The sequence below is a fragment of the Bacillus multifaciens genome, from assembly GCF_030756675.1.
Classification (GTDB): Bacteria; Bacillota; Bacilli; order Bacillales; family Bacillaceae_G; genus Bacillus_A; species Bacillus_A multifaciens.
Genome location: NZ_JAVBXD010000033.1, coordinates 36426 through 58664 on the forward strand (window position 1 = coordinate 36426; position 22239 = coordinate 58664).

Genomic DNA, 22239 nt, shown 5'->3' on the forward strand with positions numbered 1-22239 from the left:
GAAGCTTTTATTAATTTTAGGTGTTATGCTCACATTTCTTACTGCTATTTTTACATCAGGATACAATGATAAACCAAGAGCAAAGTAAAGTGAAACTTCCATCAGTGGTGTCCTGATGGTTAGTTGAACCAATCGGGCTTTTACGGGCAGTTATTCACCTCCTATCCTCTTCGATTCTCTCTGACTCTTGAGGTGGGGGTCTTACTGCCCGTTAATGCGGGGTAAAAAGTGATGAGCATGCTCATCACTTTTTATCTGTCATAAAATAAAGTCTCTCCATATCACTTACAGAAAGAGGTTTATTAAAATAATACCCTTGGGCTACAATCGCATTTTTTTCTTTCAAAAATTGAACCTGTTCTGCGTCCTCTACTCCTTCAGCAATGATGTTTAAGCCTAACGTATGAGCAAGATGAATAATAGCTGTCGTAATATTTGCCCCTTTTTCATCAGCACCTACTTCTTGCATAAAAGAGCGATCAATTTTTAAAGTATCAATTGGATATCGTTTTAAGTAACTCAGTGACGAATATCCCGTTCCAAAGTCATCAAGATGAATGTTCAAGTTCTTTTCCTTCAAACGAAGAAGCACTTGCTCTGATAATTCTTTATGCATTAATGCTCCTTCTGTAATTTCAATTGTTAATAAATGCGGTGGAATGTCATATGTCATTAAAGCATCCGTAATAACCTCTATTAATGTAAAAGAGCAAAAGTGCTTTGCTGAGATATTTACTGCAATCGGGACAGGAGTAAGTCCCTTATCCAGCCATTCACGCATTTGTCTACATACTTCATGTAATACCCACTCATCAATTTTTAGAATAAACCCCGTTTTTTCGGCAATTGGAATAAATTCTCCTGGTGAAACATTTCCGAGTTCTTTATTATTCCAGCGAAGTAAAGCTTCCATCCCGACCAAATTTTCTGTCATGATGTTAACTTGCGGCTGATAATTTAATAGGAATTCATTTCGCTCTATCGCTTGATATAATTGATTTTCAATGATGAGTTGTTTCTCACGCTGCGCACTAAGATCACAAGAATAAAAACTATAATTACCTTTTCCTTGTTCTTTCGCACATTCTAGTGCTAGATCAACACGCTTAAATAATGTTTGTTCATCTTTTCCATCTAAAGGAGACGTGACAACTCCAGCAGAAGCACTTAAATATACTTCTCCTTCCTTCATCACAAAACGCTTCTCCATTTCTTTTAACAGCCTTGGAACAAATTCTTCTGCATATTCTTTATCTGCATTTTCTATTATAATGACAAACTGATTACCATGTGCCCTGAAGAGGTATGCCCCGTTTGGAATAAGGGATTCTAAACGTCTTGCTACATTGGTTAATACTTTATCTCCAGTTTCATGACCAAATGTATCATTAATGAAATGAAAGTGATCTAAATCTACAAACATAAGTGTAAATTTCTTGTTCTCCTTGAACAAACGAGTTAACATCTCTGTGCACGCAATACGATTCAATAAGCCCGTCAATTGATCATAATAAGCTAAATACTCTGTCTTTTGTTCATTTAATATTTGCTTCGTCACATCTCGGGCGATGACGTATACACCGATTATATCGCCATTAATAATAATAGGAACTGTTCGAAATGATACATACAATTCATAGCCATTTTTATGATCATATTTATGTCCAAAAAGTTGCGTAGAATGACCTTGCACTGTTTCTTTAAACATGCTTTGAAACTCATTTATATAATCTCCTTCAATATATTGAAAGATAGACTGATTTTTTAACTCTGCAGCTTCGTGACCAAAAACCTTATATGTTGCAGGGTTTGCATACATAATTCTTCCTGTTAAGTCAAGTGACATAATTGCATCATCATTGTATTCTAATAATGATTTGAATAACATTTGCTTATCCTGCATCTCTGTCTTTTCCTGTACATGCGCTGTAATGTTACGCGTAATACAAATAATATATTTACATATACCATTATTACAACATACAGGGTTTAATAATGACTCATAATGCAAAATTTCTCCTGTATCTAAAGTCATATAATCACGAAAAGTACTTGTTTTTTTCTTTTTTAAAGCCTCTTCATATTGTATTTGCAATACAGATGCGACATCTGAAGGCAACAATTCTTGAAATGTCTTTCCATGATAATTTGTATCTACATTCAAATGTTGTAGCCCTTTTTCATTTATATATACATATTGAAACCATTTATTTTCTACAACTTTTACAATAAACACTAAATCTTGAATGGCATGAAGCAATCCTTGGTGAATTAAAGTCATATCTATTCCCTGTAAAGGGTTCACTACATCTTTCTTATTTGCAAATAGTTCCTTCATCAACATCGCAACCTGCCTTATGCTATATTTATATATTCTACTTTAATAGAATATATCTTTTTTTGAAACAGGTGCAAGCCTTTATAAAAAAATATTCATTTTCTTATCAAAAAAGTGCCGGTTTAGACTAAAGATTGATATTAAAGCCTACATATTAAGAATTTCATATCTAACTAAAGAAGTAGGTTAGCTTCATATTATTATAACAGGAAAATTGTGGTATAATTTTCGCGATTGCAATATTAGTTTTTCACATTTTGGGAGGGGAATAATGGAGATAAAATTACAACCAGAAAGTAAGCCGATAATAAATGATGTGAAAATATTATTAATTTATCTATTTATATTCAACTTTGTATGGATTTTTAGAGAATTATGGTTAGTACAGTATATTGAGCCATTGAGTGAAGTTACATCCACATTTTTAAATGCAGCCATTAAGATTCTCATATGGATATTCCCTGTCTGCTTATACATAAAGTATTACTTACACGCTAATCCAATTAAGTATTTAAAAATGGAAAATGTAAATAAAGGTATGTTTTGGGGAACATTTCTTTTGCTATTTCTAGGTCTTTATTTTATTTTTGAAGTATCCTTTTTAAATGATCAACCTTTTCATTTTAAATTATCTTTAAATAACTATATGAATGGAATTCTGTTGGTTGGAATTACTGAAGAAATTGTATACCGAGGTTTCATTTTACAAGAACTTAACAAAAGATTATCTTTTTGGAAGGCTAACATACTCACTTCTTTTTTATTTCTAATCATACACTACGCTATTTGGATCTATGATGGCGTATTCTTTGACCTTTGGGGTCATATCTATGTTTTTCTAATTGGCATATTCTTTGGACTAGTATTTAAAAAGACAGGATCGCTTTGGTCAGTTGTTATATTGCATTCCTTTCACAATTTGTTTGTTAGTATTATGTAATCAAACTTTATTTTAAAACTAAAAAAAGCCGTCATAAGACGGCTTTTAATAAACAATTTCTACATCTAATCCTGGAAAATTTTGTTGACGTAATGCTTCATAAATCAAAATAGCTGCAGTATTAGATAAGTTTAAAGAACGAACTTTATCAGTCATTGGAATGCGTAAACAACGATCAAAATTATGTTCAATCACGTTTGCTGGAAGACCATTTGTTTCTCTTCCAAATACGAAATAATAATCTTTTTCTACGTTGCTATAATCAAATGTTGTGTGTGCTTTCTCTCCATACTTTGTTAAGTAGAAAAACTCACCATTTGCATTTTTTTCATAAAATTCCTCAATAGAGTCATAATACGTAATTTTTACGTGCTCCCAATAGTCTAATCCAGCACGTTTTAACGCTTTATCGTCAGTAGAAAATCCAAGCGGTCTAATTAAGTGTAATTCTGCACCTGTTGCTGCACAACTACGCGCAATATTACCTGTATTCGCTGGAATTTCTGGTTGATATAAAACAACATGTATTCCCACAATGTTCACCTCAATCTTTTTCTACTACGTATTATACCACTTGGATAAAAAATCTCTAGTCATTATCGAGAATATGAAAAAACTTATACTTCATTTGCGGTGTATACTTACTTGAATCTTCATAATCCCAATACCGTCTGCGACTATTGGCAGAATGTGCATTTACAAGAGGCATACCATTTGCATCTTTTGCTACGACAATTGTCGTATGATTCCATCTGCCGTCATTTTCAAAATCATAGACAATGATATCTCCAAGCATAAGATCCTGCGGCTTCTCAACTTGTTTCGCTCGAAGTCCCATCGAGTCACTCGATAAATACCAATGAAAAGAATGGGCTACCGCCCAGCTCCAGCTCCATTGGCGATTTTGCTGCCACCATCCACTACGAATATTCGGATATCCATTCATTGGTGTTTCACCAGCATGCAGACATTGCGAAATAAAATTTGTACAATTATCTTGGAAGTTCTGATAAGCTGGATTCCGATCATCCCACCACCGCTCTGCATATTTCACTGCCTCTAAGCGATTATAACTGTATGGAATATATTGTCCTTTTCCCTTTGTTACTTCACGTTCCAACGTTCCAATTTTCTGCTCATCTATCGGCGTTCCAATTACGATATCTTGCTTAATACATCCATCTTCTAATCGTAAACGCCTCTCCATTTGTTCTTCCTCTACATAAAATAAATGATGATGACGAATAAAATACTGAAAATGAATTTGATAATCTACTTCATCATAGTTAATACCTTTTAACTGTCTCATAAAAGATACGTTAGCATTACATTTCACTATCTCGGCATTTCGCTTTTTAAAGAGCTTCTTTTTACGGTGTAACATGTCAACAATATCATCTGAAATTTCTGCTTCGCTCATACGTTCATTTGTTATATAATCCAATTGCCTTTGCAGACACTGTTGAAGATGCTGTTTTATAGACATAGAGTCTCCCCTCCCCTTACTACAATATGAAGGACTAAAGGATAATCTGCTATTTTTTCTCAGCTAATAATTCAAGACCACGGTTCATCTCATGAATCACTTCTTCATCTTTTTCCCGCTCTTTCGCTTTTTCAATCGCCTCTTGCACCCCTTCTCCGCCAATTTTCCCTAATGCCCACGCCGCTGTGCCGCGAATAACTGGGCGAGGATCTTCTTTCATTACAGCAATTAAATCTGGAATGGCCGTTTCATCTTTAAAATGAGCGAGTGCCAAAATTGCATTTCGCTGCAACGGCTTTTTCCCTCGCCACGATCCGGACATGATTCCATACTTTTCTTTAAACTCACGATTGCTAATGGTCAGAAGAGGTGTTAATAAAGGCTTTACAAGTTCAGGATCAGGTTCCATTTCCGGATGATTATGAAAATCTATTCCTTTATTTTTTGGACAAACAGTTTGACACGTATCGCACCCGTAAATGCGATTTCCAATCTTATCTCGATATTCTTCCGGAAGAAATCCTTTCGTCTGCGTTAAAAACGCAATACATTTTTGAGAATTTAATTGTCCCCCTTGGGCAAGCGCTCCTGTCGGACAAACATCAATACACTTTGTACAGCTCCCGCACTGATCCTCAATTGGAGTATCTGGTGGAAAAGGAATATTTGTAATCATCTCACCCAAATAAACATACGACCCAAATTCCGGCGTAATAATGGAACAGTTCTTTCCACTCCACCCAATGCCTGCTCGCTCTGAAACAGCCCGGTCGCTTAATTCTCCCGTATCTACCATGGATTTGACCTCTATATTTGGTAAACGTTCAATTAAATATGCCTCCAGCTTCTCTAAACGATCACGCAAAACAAGATGATAATCTTGTCCCCAAGAAGCGCGGCAAAAAATGCCTCGTCTCTCTCCTCGCTTACTTTGTGGTGCATTTTTCAACTTGGAAGGATACGCCAAAGCAATCGCAATAATTGATTTTGCACCTGGCAATAATAACTCCGGGTTCGTTCTCTTTTCTATATCTGACTCTTCAAAACCTGATTGGTATCCTAATTGTTGCTGCTGAATAAGACGCTGCTTTAATTCCTCAAATGGGGTGGCACTCGCAAAGCCTATCTTATCAATACCAATTGTTTTACTATACGCAATAACATCTTGTTTTAATTGTTCAAAATTCACAGTTACTCTCCTTATAGCATGCATATTTAGTTTCTTTCACAAGCAGTCATTTGGATTCCATTATTCATTAGCCAAAAGATCCATTTCATTTTACACATTACTATTTTTGCATATATTCATACACTCAAAACATAAAAAAACGCAATGCTTCGTTTATCTGAGAAACGAAACACTGCGTTGATCACAATGATTATAAAAATACGGAATAATTTCTGGAGCGGGTGAAGAGAATCGAACTCTCGACCAGAGCTTGGAAGGCTCTTGTTTTACCACTAAACTACACCCGCAAATATTAAGAAAATATTAACTTTCTGTTAACTTATGTTAAGAAGTATAACATGTAATAATAAGGTAGCGCAATAATTTTATCGAAAAAAGTCGAAAAAGTGATGAATATCTCATCACTTTTTCGTAACTTTATCAATTGCCGCCTTAATACTATCATAATCTGGATTAACAAGTTTACCATTTACATATAGAGATGGTGCACCTTGTACTTTTAATTTTTGAGCAAGGTCAAAATCTTTCTGTACTTTATCTTTTATTTCCTTACTCTTTAAATCCTTTTTAAACTTCTCTACATCAATCGTAGGTAGCTTTTGTTTTACTATATCGACCACTAGATCCTCTGTAATCCACTCTTCTTTTTCATTCTTTTGATTTTGATATATTTCATCATAAAATGTCCAAAACGCTTTTGGATCTTGCTTATAAATCGCTTCTCCAGCTGCTGCGCCTAGATCAGAGTCTTTCCCGATAAAAGGAAAATTAATAAAATGAAGCTGAACTTTTCCTTTATTAATATACTCTTCCTTTAAGCGTGGCAATACAGTTGCATCCCATGTACGACAAGCTGGACATTTAAAATCTCCAAATTCAACAATATGAATTGGAGCATCTTTCTCTCCTAAAGATTGCTGCGTACCATATAAAAAGGTATCTTTTCCTTTTTCCTTCTTATCGTTCACAAGACTATATACAATTGTACCGATTACAATAAGTACTGCAACAGAAAAAATAACACCGAGAACCATAATATTTTTTGATTTCATATACATTCCTCTTTAATGTTTTATTCTTTGTATACCACTATATATACAATATTTATGATAGCAATTCTCATATAAACAGTCCATTGAAGTTGCTCATAAAATAAACAAAATCAAATAAATGTGACAATATTGTGTCTCACTTCTCTCCCATTTATTCACATAAAAAAGAGTGCGTTCTTTTTGAACTCACTCTTAACTGACAGCTTTCTCACGCTCTACTGGTTGGTTATTAGGGATGTCATGACGAATAACGAGCTTTTCACTTGTAGCTTGTACATATTCAGCATGAGTAATATACCCTTCTCGCTCCATGAGCTTCAACACAACATTACGTCTTTCTACAGCCTTATCATAATTTTTTATAGGAGAATAATAAGCTGGTGCTTTCACAACAGCTGCTAACATAGCACTTTCACTTAATGTTAATTGATCCACCTGCTTACCAAAATATAATTTCGCAGCTTTCTCAACTCCCCATGCCCCTTCTCCATAATAAATATTGCTTACATAAAGTTTTAAAATCTCATTTTTCGTAAATGTTCGTTCAATTTTTTTAGCATAGAAAACTTCATCCCACTTACGTGAAAATGTTCGTTCACTTGTTAAAAAAACATTTTTTGCAAGCTGCTGCGTAATTGTACTACCGCCTTGTACAACACCACCAGCCTTTATATTTTCGATTGTGGCTCTAACAATTGCAATATAATCTAATCCATTATGATGATAGAATCTCTTATCTTCAGTTGCGATAAATGCATCCCCTAATTGTTCTGGTAACTCAAAGTGAGTCGGTACTGTCAATTTACTTATATCCTTGCTTTCAATCATTTTATTTCCAGCAAACAGCAGTATAGAACATAGCAATACTAATAATATAAGGGCTTTATAAAAAAACTTTGCAATTGGAGTTAAAGAAATATTATGATGCAAAGTGCGATATGCTGTTCTTTCCTTCACAACAGACACCCCATTTCTTTCAGCATTCATTGCTCTTAATTTAAGCATACCTTTATTTTTAAAAATATCCAATGCATTTCTCTTACAACTTCCTTACAAATTTGTAATTTAAAGGCCTGAAAAGAAAAAAGCATCTTCTACTACGGTAGAAAACACTTGGTAGGTTATTTATGATCCTTTTTTACATTCCTCTTAGAGAATTTACCGTTTTCGGGCCTATTCTAACCTTTCAGATATTACATGAATTGTTGCTGTTATGCAACCTATTTAACTTACTATATATTCAATTTTAAAAAACGACATAAAAACCCCTTTCTTTTAGAGGAGGACGAGAGCACCTGGCCATGCATAGAAGCGGCAGGTCCTTTTCCTGTCACATGCGAGGTTTAAAACAAAAGGAGGGAGCAAGTGCAAATCATGTTGTATTCTACATAGCAACAATTTATATGTCGAAAAATTAAAATGGATTTATATAGTTGCAAAGAATGAATTCCTCTTATAACATAATTGCCATTTTCGATTGTATTGAGATTTAAAATTGTCAGATAAATGTTGAGAAATATATAAAATAATTTCCAATAAATGTTCTTCTGTTATTATTTAATATAAGACTATTCAGAAAAGAGAGGGATTATATGTACGTTCCAGTGAAGGGGAATGGAAAGGTTACAAAGTTACTTAATGACTGGTATCAAGTAATGTTAAAACAACAACTTTTAAAAGCAACAAACTTAAAACAAGAACTTGATGAATATATTATCATTTTAAAGGCCGAAGAGAACACAGAACTACACGACCAAAACTTACTATTGTATTACTCTTTACTAGATTTCCGCTTCAAAACACTTACCGATAGATTCAATATCACAAAAAGTAGTTTTGATAAAATCGAATCATTTAACACTCCGACTGACAGTTTCTTAGCTTATTATTACCATTTTTATAAAGCTGTACATGCTACCATGCTTACTAACTATAACGAGGCACAAAAACATTATGAAAAAGCTGAATCTCTTTTGAAATACGTTCCAGATGAAATTGAAAAAGCTGAATTTCAATCTAAGTTATCGTTATTTTACCATAATACCTACAAACCACTTTTAGCTATTCGTTATGCGACTACTTCAAAAGACGTCTTCTCTAAATACCAAGGCTACGAAAGTAATACAGCTTCTTGCGAAAATACAATTGGAATGAGTTGTGTATTTCTAAAACAATTCGAACAAGCCGAGGAACATTTAAATTCTGCTTTAAGCTTATTACAAAAGACTAATGAAGAAACATTAATTTCATTAGTCCGTCACAATTTAGGTTGGTTATATGCAAGTCAAAGCCTTTCTGAATTAGCTATTCGTCACTTATCAGAAGTAACAGAGAAAATTCCTAATCATTTTAAAGCCATTTTCCTACAAGCTAGAGAATATTCTAAGTTAGGTGAAACAAATATTGCTTCTGATCTTGTTGAAAAAGGTTTAAAAATTTGTTTAAACCTAGAGAATGAAGAATACACACATCACTTTACCATTTTAAGAGTACTAAATAACAATGCTTCTATTGAAGAATTAAAAAGTGTAATTGTTGCAAGCATTTCCTATTTCAAAAAAGAAGCACTTTGGGATTATGTAGAAGAATACGCAGAGCTGTTGGCAACTAGATTGCATACAACTTGTGATTACCAAACATCAAATGAATATTTCTGTTTAGGTCTTGAAGCAAGAACAAAATTATTAGCTAAAGGGGCGTTAAAGTAATGAAAAATCTTGGTTTAACAGTAATGAGTTTAGCTGCTATAGGTATTCTGTCTTTCGGATTAAGTACCATTCCAGGAATTCAGCAAACAGCACAGATAGATAACATTAATAAATTACAATCAACACATGGAGAAGGGTGGTCACCTCAAAGATCTGATTTAGCTTATAGTCTTGGAAATACTGGTGGTTCTCCTGCTGATAATAAGGGCGACGGTGGTGGCATTGTAACACAAGAAGGTCACGCCGATACACCTGCACCTGCTAACAATGAAAGTGACACACCAGTACAGCAAGCATAACAATGTAATAGTTAGAAATAAAGCCATACTAGCTAGTATGGCTTTTTTAATTACACTAATTGTGAGTTCGTTGCGATAATATCGCATTGTACATGATTAGATTACGTATATCACGATCTTTAAGAAAGAAGTTCACTACGTCATCAAACAACGTTTCACACTATCGTTTTCCGACGCATGACGGCTCATTCTCCGTCGTCTAAAACAGTGCTACATATTAGAAGACAATTAACAAGGAGAAATAAATAAAAAAGCGTCCCCTACTGTTTGAAGTAAGGAACGCTTATAAACGTCGATATTACGCTATTTCTTTGAATAACTTTCGATAAATAAACATAAAAAAACGAGTTAATCTCGTCTAAACAGTACCGATGGTCGGGGTCGAACCGACACTCCAGAAGGAACACGATTTTGAGTCGGTTATGGAATTTAATCCTCCCCACAAACCATCGAAAACATTGATATATAAATGTTCTTAGCGTTCGAATTTAATTTAACTTAAAATTATCACATACGACTACCTTGCAATTAAGTATATTTCGTTTAAATCGCTTAGTCAAGTTGAGGATATCGACATAAAACGAGTTTCTTCCTATTATATAAATGCATACATTATTTAATATGGCTTCGCCCTACTCAAGACGAACAAACCACTATTTCAAAAATAAAAAGAGAGTTACTTTATAAAATTCCTTTCTCTCAATAAAACTATAAATTACTTTTTATAGCTGGACTTACAAGTTCAAAAAAATCAATTATATTTTCACCAAATTTAGTAATCTTCGTATCTTTTTCATACTCATGTCGATGAAATTGATCTTGATTAAGTTGCTTACCTATAAATTCAGCTAACTCCTTATTTGTTTTAATTAAAGGAGTAGTAATTAAGCCTAAATTTTCTAATCTATTTTCAATATAAGTATTATATGCTTCTTGTTCATAATGCTCTTGCTTTTCCACTTCTGTACTTGGAATTTCAAATGGAAATACAGGTGCCTTACCTTCCATTCTTAATTTAAATTTATACTTTCTATAATCTGGCGTTAGTTCAACTAACCTTTTAATTTCGTCTAATCTTAACTCTCTTAGTAAATCACAATAAGCAATAATACGATCTTCATTTTTAAATTCTCTTTCAATAATATTTTCAAAACCATTAAAAAGAAATTCAACTTTTTCATCCTGCGCATCATTCATTATGTCTTCTAAAATAATAGGAAATGCCTTTTGTTTAAGAAATTCAGTAAATGCAGCATCCTTTCCCTTTATTTTATTTTCAATAACTCCAAGACGTTCTCGATGTTCTTCTAAACGTTTTTTCAAACGATTTATTCGATGTGAAGTAATCGCTCCACTTATATAAGGTGCAACACTTCCAATGTTATCAAAAACTAATTCAATATTACTTCCTTCTTCAATTCCTAATAGATTTTTTACTGATTCAACTACATCAAATTTCATTTTCTGTTCCTCCTTGTAAAAGAATAACAATTTCTTTTCATAGATAAAGCACCCTAAATAAAGAGTGCCTTTAAAATTAACTATTCTCCACTGTATCAATACCATAAGAAGTGATCTTAGCCATGTATTTATCTTTAGAAAAAGATTTATATTCAATCAATCCCTTGTCATTTAAATATTCATAAGCTACATGTTTTTCTTTATCCTCTTCAGACACGTACACATCAAGATAAATATATAGTGCTTCTCCCCCACTTTTTAAATGATAATCATAAAGTTCTTTTAATAAATTTTCTCTTAAAGTTTTTCTCTTATTTAAAGTTAAAGACATAAAAATTACTCCCTTCTTTTTATGAATAAAGCTAATTAACAATCTATTTAAACCCGATATGCTTGTACAATTTATAATAATGATTGATACATATTCACAATAAAAAATTTTATATTAAAGCAATTAAGCTATTATTTCTTTCCTTTTGCTTGTGCTAAGACAGAAGCAGCAAGACTTTTTGTTAATTTACTAGTACTCTTACTTTGCAATGCTTTTGAAGCCTTAGAAGCCATAGTTGAACTAGATACTTTCTTTGAACCCTTCGCCATATATTCACCTTCTTTCTATTGGGAATTTTTTCTTCACTACATATTGTATTACTTTTTAAAAAAGGACACAAGATATATGTGTAATTTCTTTCTTTTTTAAAATTTATTTTTTCGATAAAAAAGGTTGGTCTTTTTACAATACAAATAAAAAAAAGCACTTCACAAGGAAATGCTAATGTTAGAATTTTTATTGATTACCTTGTTTGTTCTGTTTATGGTAATCTTCAATAATTTTCAAGTTTTCTTTAGCCTTACTTGTCCACTCGTCTAAGTATTTATAAAAATCACCTAAAGAATCCTTTGCTTTATAATAAGAATTTACCCAATTAGTAGCTTCTTCATTTGAAACTTGTTGTCCTAAATTAGGTTGTTTATCTATAAAGTCTTTCCAATCTTTCAAAGTTAAGCTATATCTAAGATACATCTCTTTTCTAGCTTGAGGCGGTTCAATATTATTAGCTTCATCAATCAGTAGTCCGATATTAGTCATTGAAACTTTTAACTTATTTAAATCTTTTTCGTTTCCATCAAAAAAACCTTTTACTTCATTTACGTTTTTGATAAATTCATTTGCATGTACATTCATCCACTTATCAAATGACTGCACATCTTTCATCACATGAGTTTCTTTTTCCATTGGTGCTGAATTTTGATTCTGTGTTTCTGATGTACTTTTTTCTTGTTGTTCGTTTCCTTTATCTTTTACTTTTTCATTTGATGAAGTTGTTTCTTTACTACATGCAGAAATAAGAAGAATTGCAGATAACAATAAAAACAATCGTTTCACTAACTGATTCCCCCTTTTAAAATTCTCCCTGTGAAATATGTTGGCCTCCTACCGCCCGTTTTTCACATTTCAATTGTTCAGAAAGTAAACCACCCCACCCCTATATTCTCCTATCATTGGAAGGGGTTGGCAAGATTTTTTTAACATATGAACTCATTCACTTTATTCTTTATGTCAGATTCATTCATAATCCTTTTCTATTGGTTAATGAATACCACTATGTATGAAACCAATTACCGCACGAAACAAGCAGATTTGAACCGTCATTAGCTTACTTCATGCCCTTTCCGATACAACAAGGGAAAGCATACTACACCATTGGCATTTCAATAAAATTCCTTAACTATACACACGCTTATAAGTACACATCTAATATAAATCATGTTGGATCAGTAGCAATTCACCATGTATATATAGACACCAACTAAAACAGTACGTTTCATAATTACACATGTTACTCGAATAAATACAGGGCGTTTTAGCTGCTTCATATCTAACTATCATTTATGAACTATCATATAAGTGTACCCATTTGATAGCAACTTGATATGTGATTGTATCAACGTTCATCAACTATCATTTACATCTATCATAATTAATGATACACTATCAATAAGACTTGATGATTCATTTACGATAGGAGATGATTGTATATGATGTACGGATACGCACGAGTAAGCAGTACTGACCAACACCTAGACACGCAGCTAGAAGCACTAAAGCAATATGGAGTAGACGAGATAATATCAGAGAAGATAAGTGGAGTATCAAAGAAGAAAGAACAACTTGATGAGTTACTTAATAAATTAGAATCTGAAGATGTGCTTGTCGTTACCCGTATGGATAGATTAGGAAGGAACACATTGCAGTTATTGGAATTAGTCGAGCAGTTAGAACGGAAGAAGGTACACCTTGTAATAATGGACATGAGCATAGACACCCGTACAGCAACAGGAAAGTTCTTTCTAACTATCATGGCTGGATTCAGTGAATTAGATAGAACAATGATTAAAGAGAAGCAACGAGCAGGGATTGAATTAGCTAAGCAGAAAGGCAAATACAAAGGTAGACCTAAACGATATACAGAGAACAATCCTAATATCAATCAAGCAATGGAATGGTACGAACAAGGCGATAAGACAGTAAAAGAAATTAGCAATTTGTTAGGGATTGGTGAAGCTACAATTTATCGAGAAGTTAAAAGAAGAGGGATCACAAGAAGCGTCTAATCAAATGAAGATTAGGCGTTTTTATTTTTGTGGTTTATTTCGATTCTTACGTTTTATTTTTACACCACAACATAACTACACCTACATTTATTTACGAATTAACGTACACAAACATAAGTATTAACATGTCACAAGTTGCTGACCACTTTCATTCCCCGGATTAAGAATAATTCTTTACCTCGTTAAACACTTCATTATTTACATTTCATATCCGTAAGTAACGTGAGAAACAAGCCTATTTTATTGGTATTAATGAATATAGAAGTAGGAAATTAGCACCTATTTCGAAATAAAATTAGTCGATTTCTAGTTGTTGTTAGTGCAACTTAAAACAATTCTAACAAATAACCGATATGTTTTTCAAATGTGTCAGCTTCATTTGAATGGACATTGAAGTAAAACCTTCCGTTTTTTTATTTGCAACGCCCTGTATCAAACAAGGTACAGGGTAATTTTTTAAATGTCTTTAACCGTAAGTAAAACGAGCATTAAGTTTTGTTTCTTACTGAAAATACGCTGAACGAATATGACAATTAAATTGTCGTTACACCTAATATTGACGCCAATTTTATTCGATATAGACGCTCGATAACGCTCGAATATGATATGTCGACTGCTTACGTTAAAAACAAGTTTCATATTTAAGAAATTTACAAGGTATCAATACATTATTGAATTATAGAAATTGGTAATCGAAAGGAATGGTAACTATGCAAACAAGAATTTTTCATACTGCTGATCTAACATTAGCTGCTGCACTTTCAACAATTAAAGGCGCTAAACTTGGTCACGTTACGGTAACACGAAAAGGTGATGATGGTTATTTAGTTACATTTGAAATTGCGTATAAGGAAAATTCACATACTGAAATTAATGACATGATTGAACGATATAAAGCAAATACATTACAACTAAACGTTAGATCACTAAGTTCACAATTAGCTTATTGTCGTTATTTATTCAGTCTTAAAACAAGACAATATCAAAATCAAATGTAATGAAAGGACGTAAAAGATGATTGTACTACTTGTAGATAATGATCAAATTAAAAATGTATCCACACATATAACAAAGATTAAAAGTTCTCCTGTTGTATGTTCTTTTGAAAATCAAAAAGCAGGAACTAAAGAAAAAATTATATTCGCTTCTGATTTTGAATTACTAATGTTAGAAGATGGTACAGATTATAAAAATATGAATATAAACGAAATTCGTGCTATCGCTAAAATGAAACAAGAATTTGCAATTAAATCCAAGACAGAACAGCTTGAAGATTTGCATGTATACATTGACGAATTAAAAAAACAGATACAGATACAAAGAGCCATGCGTGAGGAACTTATGTCTAAGACACGCGTTCAACTTGGACTTCTTTTAGAGAAAATTTTTGAGAAAAAGGCTACTGATAAATTAAATCAAAATGAAAGTGAGGTGAAGAACTAGTGCCCAGAATAGTTCATTTAGTCGATAAGGAAACAGGACAAATATTGGGTGAAGATATTATTAATCCCAAATCACAAGTAATATCTGAAGATCAAAAACAAGCATATAAGAACAAATTAGAAAAGGAAAGAGATAACCGCCATTTCAGTTTTGCGGATATGGAGAATATTAAAGAAGTGATTTCTAAATTAACAAATATTCACCTTGGATATTTATTACAATTACAGTGTCATATGGAATTCGGAACAGGGTTTTTAATTGGAAAGGATGGGGCGGTTATGACTAAGAAAGTGGATATTGAACATACATTAGGTATTACAAATAGTACTAATAAACGTTTATGTAAAGCACTTGAAAGTAATGGGATTTTGGAAGAGGTTAAAGGTGGATACTGTATTAATCCTACTTATCACTTTAGAGGACAAGTTCAAGAACAAAAGATAATCAAACTATTTACTACAACATTAAAGCAGCTATGCAAAGCATTAAAACCTGCTGAAATTGGATTCTTATATAAGTTACTTCCATATGTTCATTATGAAACTAACATGATTTGTATTAATCCTCATGAAATTGATCCTAAGGAAATTAAGTACCTTAATATAGAAGCAATCGCACAAATTACTGAAATCCATCAAAAGAAAATATCCCCTCTTCTTAGAGGTTTAAGAAAAGGTGGAGTAATTGCAGAAACAACATTGGAAGATAAACGCCATACTTTCATCACATTAAATCCGTATATCTTTTATAGAAAAAGTGGACAACCTGATAATACATTACGAGGTATGTTTGCTGCTTCACCATATGCTCCAAAAAAATAGGTAACTTTTTTGACCCTTTTTTGCTTGAATAGGTAACTTTTTTGACCTGTTTCAAATCACGCTCAATCCGTTGTGACAGTAAGTCTGAACGTTGTTTTGGGCGTTAATTTCTTCTTATATCTTTAATAAATATTAACTTTGCACATAGTTACATTTACATAGATTTAAATTGCAGTAGTTTATTAATTTCGGTAAAAATTACCGTTATACATAGATTGCTTATTATACATCTTCAAGCGCCAGATAGGCTTAGTATTTCACTAACGTTCGTACATATACTTGATAAAAATTTGAGTGGTAAAGAAAGGAATGTTAATTGATGAGTGTGTTTTTTATTGTACTAACAATTGCTTTGGAACTGTTTATGATTCGCTTTTTTATAAAGCAAATTAAAAGATACGATTTAAAAATAAAACAGTGGGAAGAGGTGAAAAAACTTTATGAAAAAGAAACGTATGAATCGAATGGAATTTATCAACAAGGTTAACGTTATTGTTCGTGGTAACTATGCGCATAATAATGAACCTATTTCATTTAGTGAAGTTGCAGAATATCTTAGTACAACATCTGATAATTTGCGACTAAAGAAACAAGACACTGATCTAATGAATGAATTAAAGCGACATGGCATTGTTGTAAAACTAATCGGTAATATGAATTACTTTGTCTTTGAAAATTAATCAATGTACATAATGCCCTTGCCGATACAACAGGGTTGAGATTAGAAGGTACTGTTAGATAAGAATAGCAGTAAACTTCCCCTTCTGTCTTGTTGGCTAGGGCGAGTACAAAGCAAATAGATGAATAAAGTTAATTAACTATGAGAATGCCCTTACCAACAAGAAAATGGTTGAACTTACTTCAAACGAAAGGAACGATTATTAATGAGTATTTTATCAAGGTGGTACAATGAGCAAGGAAATTTATCAAAACAGGAAACTGCTTCTGTTAAGGGAGATAGTATTTTATCTAAGTTAATGGACAGTGATAGTAATGAAATTGCTTCAACAAGAATGAAACGGAGTAGTAGTCCATTAGCAAAATTAAAATTTGCAGAGATCAATCAGCATAAAAATGAATATGCTCACCTTTTTGAAACTGCTGAGAACTCTAATAGCGAAATATTTAACACTTCTAAAGAGGAACTAAAGAGCGAATACAAGGAAAAATTGCTTGATATATATAAAACGAATGGCATTACTGAATTGCTACGTAAAGATAAAAATAAGAAAGTTATAAATTTCGAAGAACTTCAATACTTAATTGAATTTAGAACAGATTTTCCAAACATGACATTAGAACAATTGGAGGGTTAAACACATGAATTATACAATGAGAGATATGAAAAAAGTAAAGGCTTTATTTGGTCAAGATTTTGATATGAATAGTTACATGAACACAAAGTCGGACTTTTCTTGTATGAACTCCACAATGATAGCCAAAGGGTTAGCGAATTACATTAAAAAGTATTATCGCTTCGAACATTATCCAGCAAATTTTAAAGGAACCGTTTATGATTTAAAGTACTTTGCAAAAGAAGCTATGTTAGATTTACATCAAATTTGTAAGATTTTTGAATCAGAAGAAAGGTTAGCAGAACTTAAAGAAGAATTGAAGAAGAACAACATTAAGTTAACTGTTACTTCTAGAACAATTAAATTAGAGGAATTTTAAGAGGTGTGTCCGTTCGTGGACATGCCTTTTTTATTATTAAGTAGGTACTAACCCCCATCCTTGTAATTACTTAACGTAAAATTGCGTTTAATAAAGTCAACACTACAATCTAAATTTCTTTCTGTTCTTGAATCCACTTTTCAGCACGAGCAACCGGATCAGCAATCATATAAGAACTTAAACTACGATTCTTTAATTCTTGTTCCATACGGTTGAATTCATCAATGTACATCATTTTAAATTTCATAGCTTCCGATCCTGTGAAACCCATTACCAGCAAGGTAAAACCATCTTTTGTTAAATTATATTTCTTGTATTTACGTCCATTACCTACTTCATAATAGGATTCCCCAAAATTGGGTTTTCCTTTTTCTTTTAATTCTTCCATGATTTTTTCAATATCTCTAATCACATGATCGTGTCGCTTATTGAAAACTTCACCAACTTTTAAACTATCTGTTACTACCTCGTTATTTTCGATAAATACGATGTTATTCATATTACGAATATCTTTCAAAATCTCTTTAACTTGTTTCTTAAATTGTTTTGCGATTGGTTTTCGTGATTGCATTAATACCTCATAAAGACCGTCTTCAGTTAAGAACCACATTTCACGATTTTGACCTGAGGTAAATAATCTTGCCACCAGCTTTTCGTCTTCATCAACTGTATTTAACATCATATTTACATTTCTTGTACCTTTTTCTTTATCCTTAAAAGCGTAATCAATCCAAACGGCAACGTCTTTAGCTAAGAATAAAGGTTCTTCCTTTGATCCATAAATTTTAAATTGATTACCTAAAACTTCTTGGTTTCCTCCGGGGGTACTCACTAAATGAGTATCCTTTTCATCTTCATTCCTCCTATATGTAACTCTAACCGCTTCTGTTTCGGCAAAGGCTACTTCTAAGTTAATTAATGTACTAACCTTCTTGATCTCATTCGTTATTACTTAGTTCCATATTTAACTTAGAGTAATTTTTAATGACATTTCATAATTAACTTTGATAAAACGTATTGACTTCAGCTATCCGTCCTTCATCATGGGATGAGTGGAAAGGACAACGGCTAGGGCAGAGAATGACTACCTTACATTGCAAAAACAAGAAAGTTAATGCAACATAAAGCAGACGTTCATTGTCACTCCATCATGGTCTATCGGGTTAAGGAATCCGTATAGTAACACCTTGTTTGAACGCTAGATTTTCACCTACAACGAACTTTTAACAAGTAATGCTTGTCCTACTTGCTGAAAGATTTAGGGAAGGAATTGTACTGCTGACATATACTTAATTACTCGTAACCTAATGTTATCTTTCTTGTTCGTTGCTACCTGTATCGCAATACACCAAGCAACCTTTACCAAACCGTTTATGGACGTTCTCTCCTAGACTCCTAACAACGCAAACAAGGAAACGTTATATGTTAGGACGCTTAACTTTATGACGTTGGCTTAGCTAACCTGTTCAAGTTTTTAGCGTGGTGTTAGGTCATTCCCACATTCGGAAATTCCTGTACACACCTCTTAAAAAAGACAATAGGAAACTAAACCTTTGCATTATACTTTTTAAAAATTTATAATGAAGGTAATGAATGTACGGAATGTTCCTATATTCAATTGTGCTTTGATTTTCGGTCACCTATTGCAGTAGGTGGCTTTTTTCTTTTTTAGTACTTTTTAAACATCTTCAATGGTGAAAAATCTTTGTGCTTCTCTTTCACATCATTGCTAAATAAATTTACATACGTTCTAACCATGTCCATTGTGGTATGCCCAAGTATCTGTTGCAGTTCAAAAATCCCTGCACCATTTTGAACACTAAGTTTTGCGAATGTATGTCTAAACGTATGAGGACTACAACGAACGTCTTTTACCTTTGCCATTTCCCCATATTTGCTAATTCGATTTTGTAATTGTCGTTTTGTCATTGGACGATTATCAATTGATATAAACAAAAAATCTGTTTCAACTGATCCCCGAATAGTGACGTATTTCTTTAATACCTCTTTCATGTATGCTTGAATTGGTACTAATCGTTCTTTATATCCCTTTGTATTTCGAATATGAACAAATGAATCTTCCCATTTAATATCAGTAATTGTTATTCCAACAAGTTCATTTGCTCGTATACCTGTTTCTAATAAGAGCAGCATGACCGTATAATCACGAAAACCTATAAAAGTAGTTAAATTAGGTTGCTTTAATAAATTTTTTATTTGCTCTTTGCTAAATGTCGGAATGGCTTGTCTTCTTACACGCAGAAATTTAACGTCTTTCATTGGATTAGACTTAATGTATCTTTCAGTATGAAGAAAGTTAAAGAACGCCCTAATGGCTCTTAAACGTGTATTAATCGTGATTGGCTTTCTTTGTAAAATTTCTTTCATATAAAAAATAACGTTCTTTTTAATTACATCACTTGTAATTTCAGTTGGATTTGTGGATATGGATTGATCCATAAGGAGTTTATAAAACGTGGTTAATTCACTCCTATAATAACGAATGGTATGGTCACGCAAGTTGCGTAACTCACAATCATTGAGGAATAGATGTAGAGCAGTTTTGTAGTCAAGTACGTCTAATTGTACAGAATCGTGAATAACTGCTAATTCTTTAACGTTTAATTCATTGTTACGTCTTGTCATAGCAATGATTTACCTCCTTCTTGAATATGATTCATGACGCTTATTTAACAAGGAGATAATCGTATGTAGTTAACTATTTAAGAACACAAAAAACGGCTCTCACTGAACGTAAGAACCGTTATAATATCAATATTTATGTAACTCTTTTGAGTACCGATGGTCGGGGTCGAACCGACACTCCAGAAGGAACACGATTTTGAGTCGTGCGCGTCTGCCAATTCCGCCACATCGGCAAAATATGGAGGCGGCAACCGGATTTGAACCGGTGGTAAAGGTTTTGCAGACCTCTGCCTTACCACTTGGCTATGCCGCCATATTAAATTTGGAGCGGAAGACGGGATTCGAACCCGCGACCCCAACCTTGGCAAGGTTGTATTCTACCACTGAACTACTTCCGCAAAAATGGCTGGGCTAGCTGGATTCGAACCAGCGCATGACGGAGTCAAAGTCCGTTGCCTTACCGCTTGGCTATAGCCCACCGAATGTTTAATACATTATATGTTGTATTACGTATTTTATTACTTTAAATATCCAATCAGGACATTTAGTATCTTATCACAATTCATTTATTTTGTAAAGTGATATTTTAAAAATGGGGCGACTGATGGGAATCGAACCCACGAGTGTCGGAGCCACAATCCGATGCGTTAACCACTTCGCCACAGCCGCCATGCTGTGTTGGCAGGGGCAGTAGGAATCGAACCCACGCCGGAGGTTTTGGAGACCTCTGTTCTACCGTTAAACTATGCCCCTATATAAAATGTAAATGGTGGAGGGGGGCAGATTCGAACTGCCGAACCCGAAGGAGCGGATTTACAGTCCGCCGCGTTTAGCCACTTCGCTACCCCTCCGAAACTTACATGGTGCCGGCTAGAGGACTTGAACCCCCAACCTACTGATTACAAGTCAGTTGCTCTACCAATTGAGCTAAGCCGGCGTTATTAATTTAAAAATGGTGGCTCGGGACGGAATCGAACCGCCGACACGAGGATTTTCAGTCCTCTGCTCTACCGACTGAGCTACCGAGCCTTCATAAATGGCGGTCCCGACCGGGGTCGAACCGGCGATCTCCTGCGTGACAGGCAGGCATGTTAACCACTACACCACGGGACCATTGGTTGCGGGGACAGGATTTGAACCTGCGACCTTCGGGTTATGAGCCCGACGAGCTACCGAACTGCTCCACCCCGCGATGATACTATTTATTATTTAAAATGGTGGAGGATGACGGGATCGAACCGCCGACCCCCTGCTTGTAAGGCAGGTGCTCTCCCAGCTGAGCTAATCCTCCAAAGTGGTGACCCGTACGGGATTCGAACCCGTGTTACCGCCGTGAAAGGGCGGTGTCTTAACCACTTGACCAACGGGCCAAAGTTTTTATGGCGGAGAGCAAGGGATTCGAACCCTTGATACGCTTATGACGTATACACGATTTCCAATCGTGCTCCTTCGGCCATCTCGGACAGCTCTCCAATTGGCTCCGCAGGTAGGACTCGAACCTACGACCGATCGGTTAACAGCCGATAGCTCTACCACTGAGCTACTGCGGAATAATAAAAGCCTGGC

Annotated in this window: 23 protein-coding genes and 16 tRNA genes; 11 read left to right on the forward strand and 28 right to left on the reverse strand. The window is 33.9% G+C overall.

The features are described 5' to 3' along the window. Positions 1–244: 244 nt before the first annotated feature. On the reverse strand, positions 245–2338 hold the full coding sequence (locus tag Q9306_RS18525; protein WP_306201121.1) for an EAL domain-containing protein: 2094 nt from the start codon (positions 2336–2338) through the stop codon (positions 245–247). A gap of 271 nt (positions 2339–2609) precedes the next feature. On the opposite strand from Q9306_RS18525, the gene Q9306_RS18530 reads away from it, so the two are divergent. Continuing rightward, complete coding sequence (locus Q9306_RS18530; protein ID WP_306201123.1) at positions 2610–3278, forward strand: CPBP family intramembrane glutamic endopeptidase; 669 nt, start codon at positions 2610–2612, stop codon at positions 3276–3278. Positions 3279–3323: 45 nt separating this feature from the next. Here the strand turns inward: Q9306_RS18530 and trmL are convergent, their stop codons facing one another. From trmL to Q9306_RS18560, 6 genes are all read right to left on the reverse strand, one after another. Next, complete coding sequence (trmL, locus tag Q9306_RS18535; protein ID WP_306201125.1) at positions 3324–3812, reverse strand: tRNA (uridine(34)/cytosine(34)/5-carboxymethylaminomethyluridine(34)-2'-O)-methyltransferase TrmL; 489 nt, start codon at positions 3810–3812, stop codon at positions 3324–3326. A gap of 55 nt (positions 3813–3867) precedes the next feature. Then, on the reverse strand, positions 3868–4764 hold the full coding sequence (locus tag Q9306_RS18540; protein ID WP_306201127.1) for an amidase domain-containing protein: 897 nt from the start codon (positions 4762–4764) through the stop codon (positions 3868–3870). Positions 4765–4813: 49 nt separating this feature from the next. Beyond that, complete coding sequence (gene queG / locus Q9306_RS18545; protein ID WP_306201130.1) at positions 4814–5953, reverse strand: tRNA epoxyqueuosine(34) reductase QueG; 1140 nt, start codon at positions 5951–5953, stop codon at positions 4814–4816. 213 nt (positions 5954–6166) lie between these two features. Further along, positions 6167–6240, reverse strand: a tRNA-Gly gene (locus Q9306_RS18550). 114 nt (positions 6241–6354) lie between these two features. After that, complete coding sequence (locus tag Q9306_RS18555) at positions 6355–7005, reverse strand: DsbA family protein (RefSeq protein ID WP_306201132.1); 651 nt, start codon at positions 7003–7005, stop codon at positions 6355–6357. 192 nt (positions 7006–7197) lie between these two features. Next, positions 7198–7992, reverse strand: coding sequence for a transglycosylase domain-containing protein (locus Q9306_RS18560; RefSeq protein WP_371932403.1), 795 nt, complete (start codon positions 7990–7992; stop codon positions 7198–7200). Positions 7993–8597: 605 nt separating this feature from the next. Here Q9306_RS18560 and Q9306_RS18565 point away from each other — a divergent pair. Both Q9306_RS18565 and Q9306_RS18570 read left to right on the forward strand, forming a co-directional pair. Further along, complete coding sequence (locus Q9306_RS18565) at positions 8598–9713, forward strand: response regulator aspartate phosphatase (protein WP_306201136.1); 1116 nt, start codon at positions 8598–8600, stop codon at positions 9711–9713. Then, on the forward strand, positions 9713–10012 hold the full coding sequence (locus tag Q9306_RS18570) for a Phr family secreted Rap phosphatase inhibitor (protein WP_306201138.1): 300 nt from the start codon (positions 9713–9715) through the stop codon (positions 10010–10012). Before Q9306_RS18565 ends, Q9306_RS18570 begins: the two co-directional genes overlap by 1 nt. A 708-nt stretch (positions 10013–10720) precedes the next feature. On the opposite strand, the gene Q9306_RS18575 is transcribed toward Q9306_RS18570, so the two are convergent. The 4 genes from Q9306_RS18575 to Q9306_RS18590 all read right to left on the reverse strand — a co-directional run bounded on the left by Q9306_RS18575 (position 10721) and on the right by Q9306_RS18590 (position 12860). Further along, the gene (locus Q9306_RS18575; RefSeq protein ID WP_306201140.1) at positions 10721–11473 is read right to left on the reverse strand and encodes a hypothetical protein; all 753 of its coding nucleotides are present in this window, start codon (positions 11471–11473) and stop codon (positions 10721–10723) included. 76 nt (positions 11474–11549) lie between these two features. After that, positions 11550–11804, reverse strand: a complete 255-nt coding sequence (locus Q9306_RS18580; protein ID WP_306201142.1) for a hypothetical protein — start codon at positions 11802–11804, stop codon at positions 11550–11552. Between the two features lie 131 nt (positions 11805–11935). Beyond that, complete coding sequence (locus Q9306_RS18585) at positions 11936–12073, reverse strand: hypothetical protein (protein WP_306201143.1); 138 nt, start codon at positions 12071–12073, stop codon at positions 11936–11938. Between the two features lie 187 nt (positions 12074–12260). Further along, positions 12261–12860, reverse strand: a complete 600-nt coding sequence (locus Q9306_RS18590; RefSeq protein WP_306201144.1) for a hypothetical protein — start codon at positions 12858–12860, stop codon at positions 12261–12263. Positions 12861–13513: 653 nt separating this feature from the next. Here Q9306_RS18590 and Q9306_RS18595 point away from each other — a divergent pair. The 8 genes from Q9306_RS18595 (at position 13514) to Q9306_RS18630 (ending at position 18027) form a co-directional block, all read left to right on the forward strand. After that, positions 13514–14089, forward strand: coding sequence for a recombinase family protein (locus Q9306_RS18595; RefSeq protein ID WP_306201146.1), 576 nt, complete (start codon positions 13514–13516; stop codon positions 14087–14089). A gap of 710 nt (positions 14090–14799) precedes the next feature. Continuing rightward, on the forward strand, positions 14800–15087 hold the full coding sequence (locus Q9306_RS18600) for a hypothetical protein (protein WP_306201148.1): 288 nt from the start codon (positions 14800–14802) through the stop codon (positions 15085–15087). Positions 15088–15103: 16 nt separating this feature from the next. Next, on the forward strand, positions 15104–15532 hold the full coding sequence (locus Q9306_RS18605; RefSeq protein ID WP_306201150.1) for a hypothetical protein: 429 nt from the start codon (positions 15104–15106) through the stop codon (positions 15530–15532). Further along, positions 15532–16353 carry a replication/maintenance protein RepL gene (locus tag Q9306_RS18610; RefSeq protein ID WP_306201152.1) on the forward strand — a complete coding sequence of 274 codons (822 nt, stop codon included), beginning with the start codon at positions 15532–15534 and terminating at the stop codon, positions 16351–16353. The genes Q9306_RS18605 and Q9306_RS18610 overlap by 1 nt, the downstream gene beginning before the upstream one ends. A gap of 319 nt (positions 16354–16672) precedes the next feature. Next, positions 16673–16840: a hypothetical protein gene (locus tag Q9306_RS18615; protein WP_306201154.1), complete on the forward strand. Its 168-nt coding sequence runs from the start codon at positions 16673–16675 to the stop codon at positions 16838–16840. Then, positions 16794–17033 (forward strand): hypothetical protein, encoded by a 240-nt coding sequence (locus Q9306_RS18620; RefSeq protein WP_306201156.1) that lies wholly within the window; start codon positions 16794–16796, stop codon positions 17031–17033. Before Q9306_RS18615 ends, Q9306_RS18620 begins: the two co-directional genes overlap by 47 nt. 204 nt (positions 17034–17237) lie before the next feature. Further along, positions 17238–17669 carry a hypothetical protein gene (locus Q9306_RS18625; protein ID WP_306201158.1) on the forward strand — a complete coding sequence of 144 codons (432 nt, stop codon included), beginning with the start codon at positions 17238–17240 and terminating at the stop codon, positions 17667–17669. 4 nt (positions 17670–17673) lie between these two features. Further along, positions 17674–18027, forward strand: coding sequence for a hypothetical protein (locus Q9306_RS18630; RefSeq protein WP_306201161.1), 354 nt, complete (start codon positions 17674–17676; stop codon positions 18025–18027). Between the two features lie 109 nt (positions 18028–18136). Here the strand turns inward: Q9306_RS18630 and Q9306_RS18635 are convergent, their stop codons facing one another. From Q9306_RS18635 to Q9306_RS18715, 17 genes are all read right to left on the reverse strand, one after another. Beyond that, positions 18137–18859: a Rha family transcriptional regulator gene (locus Q9306_RS18635; protein ID WP_306201162.1), complete on the reverse strand. Its 723-nt coding sequence runs from the start codon at positions 18857–18859 to the stop codon at positions 18137–18139. 836 nt (positions 18860–19695) lie between these two features. Further along, the gene (locus tag Q9306_RS18640) at positions 19696–20673 is read right to left on the reverse strand and encodes a tyrosine-type recombinase/integrase (protein WP_306201163.1); all 978 of its coding nucleotides are present in this window, start codon (positions 20671–20673) and stop codon (positions 19696–19698) included. 151 nt (positions 20674–20824) lie between these two features. Further along, positions 20825–20906 (reverse strand) — tRNA-Leu (locus Q9306_RS18645). A gap of 6 nt (positions 20907–20912) precedes the next feature. Continuing rightward, positions 20913–20986 (reverse strand) — tRNA-Cys (locus Q9306_RS18650). A gap of 10 nt (positions 20987–20996) precedes the next feature. Further along, positions 20997–21071 (reverse strand) — tRNA-Gly (locus Q9306_RS18655). A 5-nt stretch (positions 21072–21076) separates the two neighbouring features. Next, positions 21077–21151, reverse strand: a tRNA-Gln gene (locus Q9306_RS18660). A 115-nt stretch (positions 21152–21266) separates the two neighbouring features. Further along, positions 21267–21342 (reverse strand) — tRNA-His (locus Q9306_RS18665). Between the two features lie 10 nt (positions 21343–21352). After that, positions 21353–21426, reverse strand: a tRNA-Trp gene (locus tag Q9306_RS18670). A gap of 14 nt (positions 21427–21440) precedes the next feature. Then, a tRNA-Tyr gene (locus Q9306_RS18675) sits at positions 21441–21524 on the reverse strand. Positions 21525–21534: 10 nt separating this feature from the next. Continuing rightward, positions 21535–21610: transfer RNA gene (locus Q9306_RS18680), tRNA-Thr, on the reverse strand. A 16-nt stretch (positions 21611–21626) separates the two neighbouring features. Beyond that, a tRNA-Phe gene (locus Q9306_RS18685) sits at positions 21627–21702 on the reverse strand. Between the two features lie 8 nt (positions 21703–21710). Then, a tRNA-Asp gene (locus Q9306_RS18690) sits at positions 21711–21786 on the reverse strand. Positions 21787–21788: 2 nt separating this feature from the next. Then, positions 21789–21865, reverse strand: a tRNA-Met gene (locus tag Q9306_RS18695). Positions 21866–21888: 23 nt separating this feature from the next. Next, positions 21889–21964 (reverse strand) — tRNA-Val (locus tag Q9306_RS18700). A 4-nt stretch (positions 21965–21968) separates the two neighbouring features. Next, a tRNA-Glu gene (locus Q9306_RS18705) sits at positions 21969–22043 on the reverse strand. Between the two features lie 10 nt (positions 22044–22053). Continuing rightward, positions 22054–22145, reverse strand: a tRNA-Ser gene (locus tag Q9306_RS18710). Positions 22146–22148: 3 nt separating this feature from the next. Beyond that, positions 22149–22223: transfer RNA gene (locus tag Q9306_RS18715), tRNA-Asn, on the reverse strand. Positions 22224–22239: the final 16 nt, after the last annotated feature.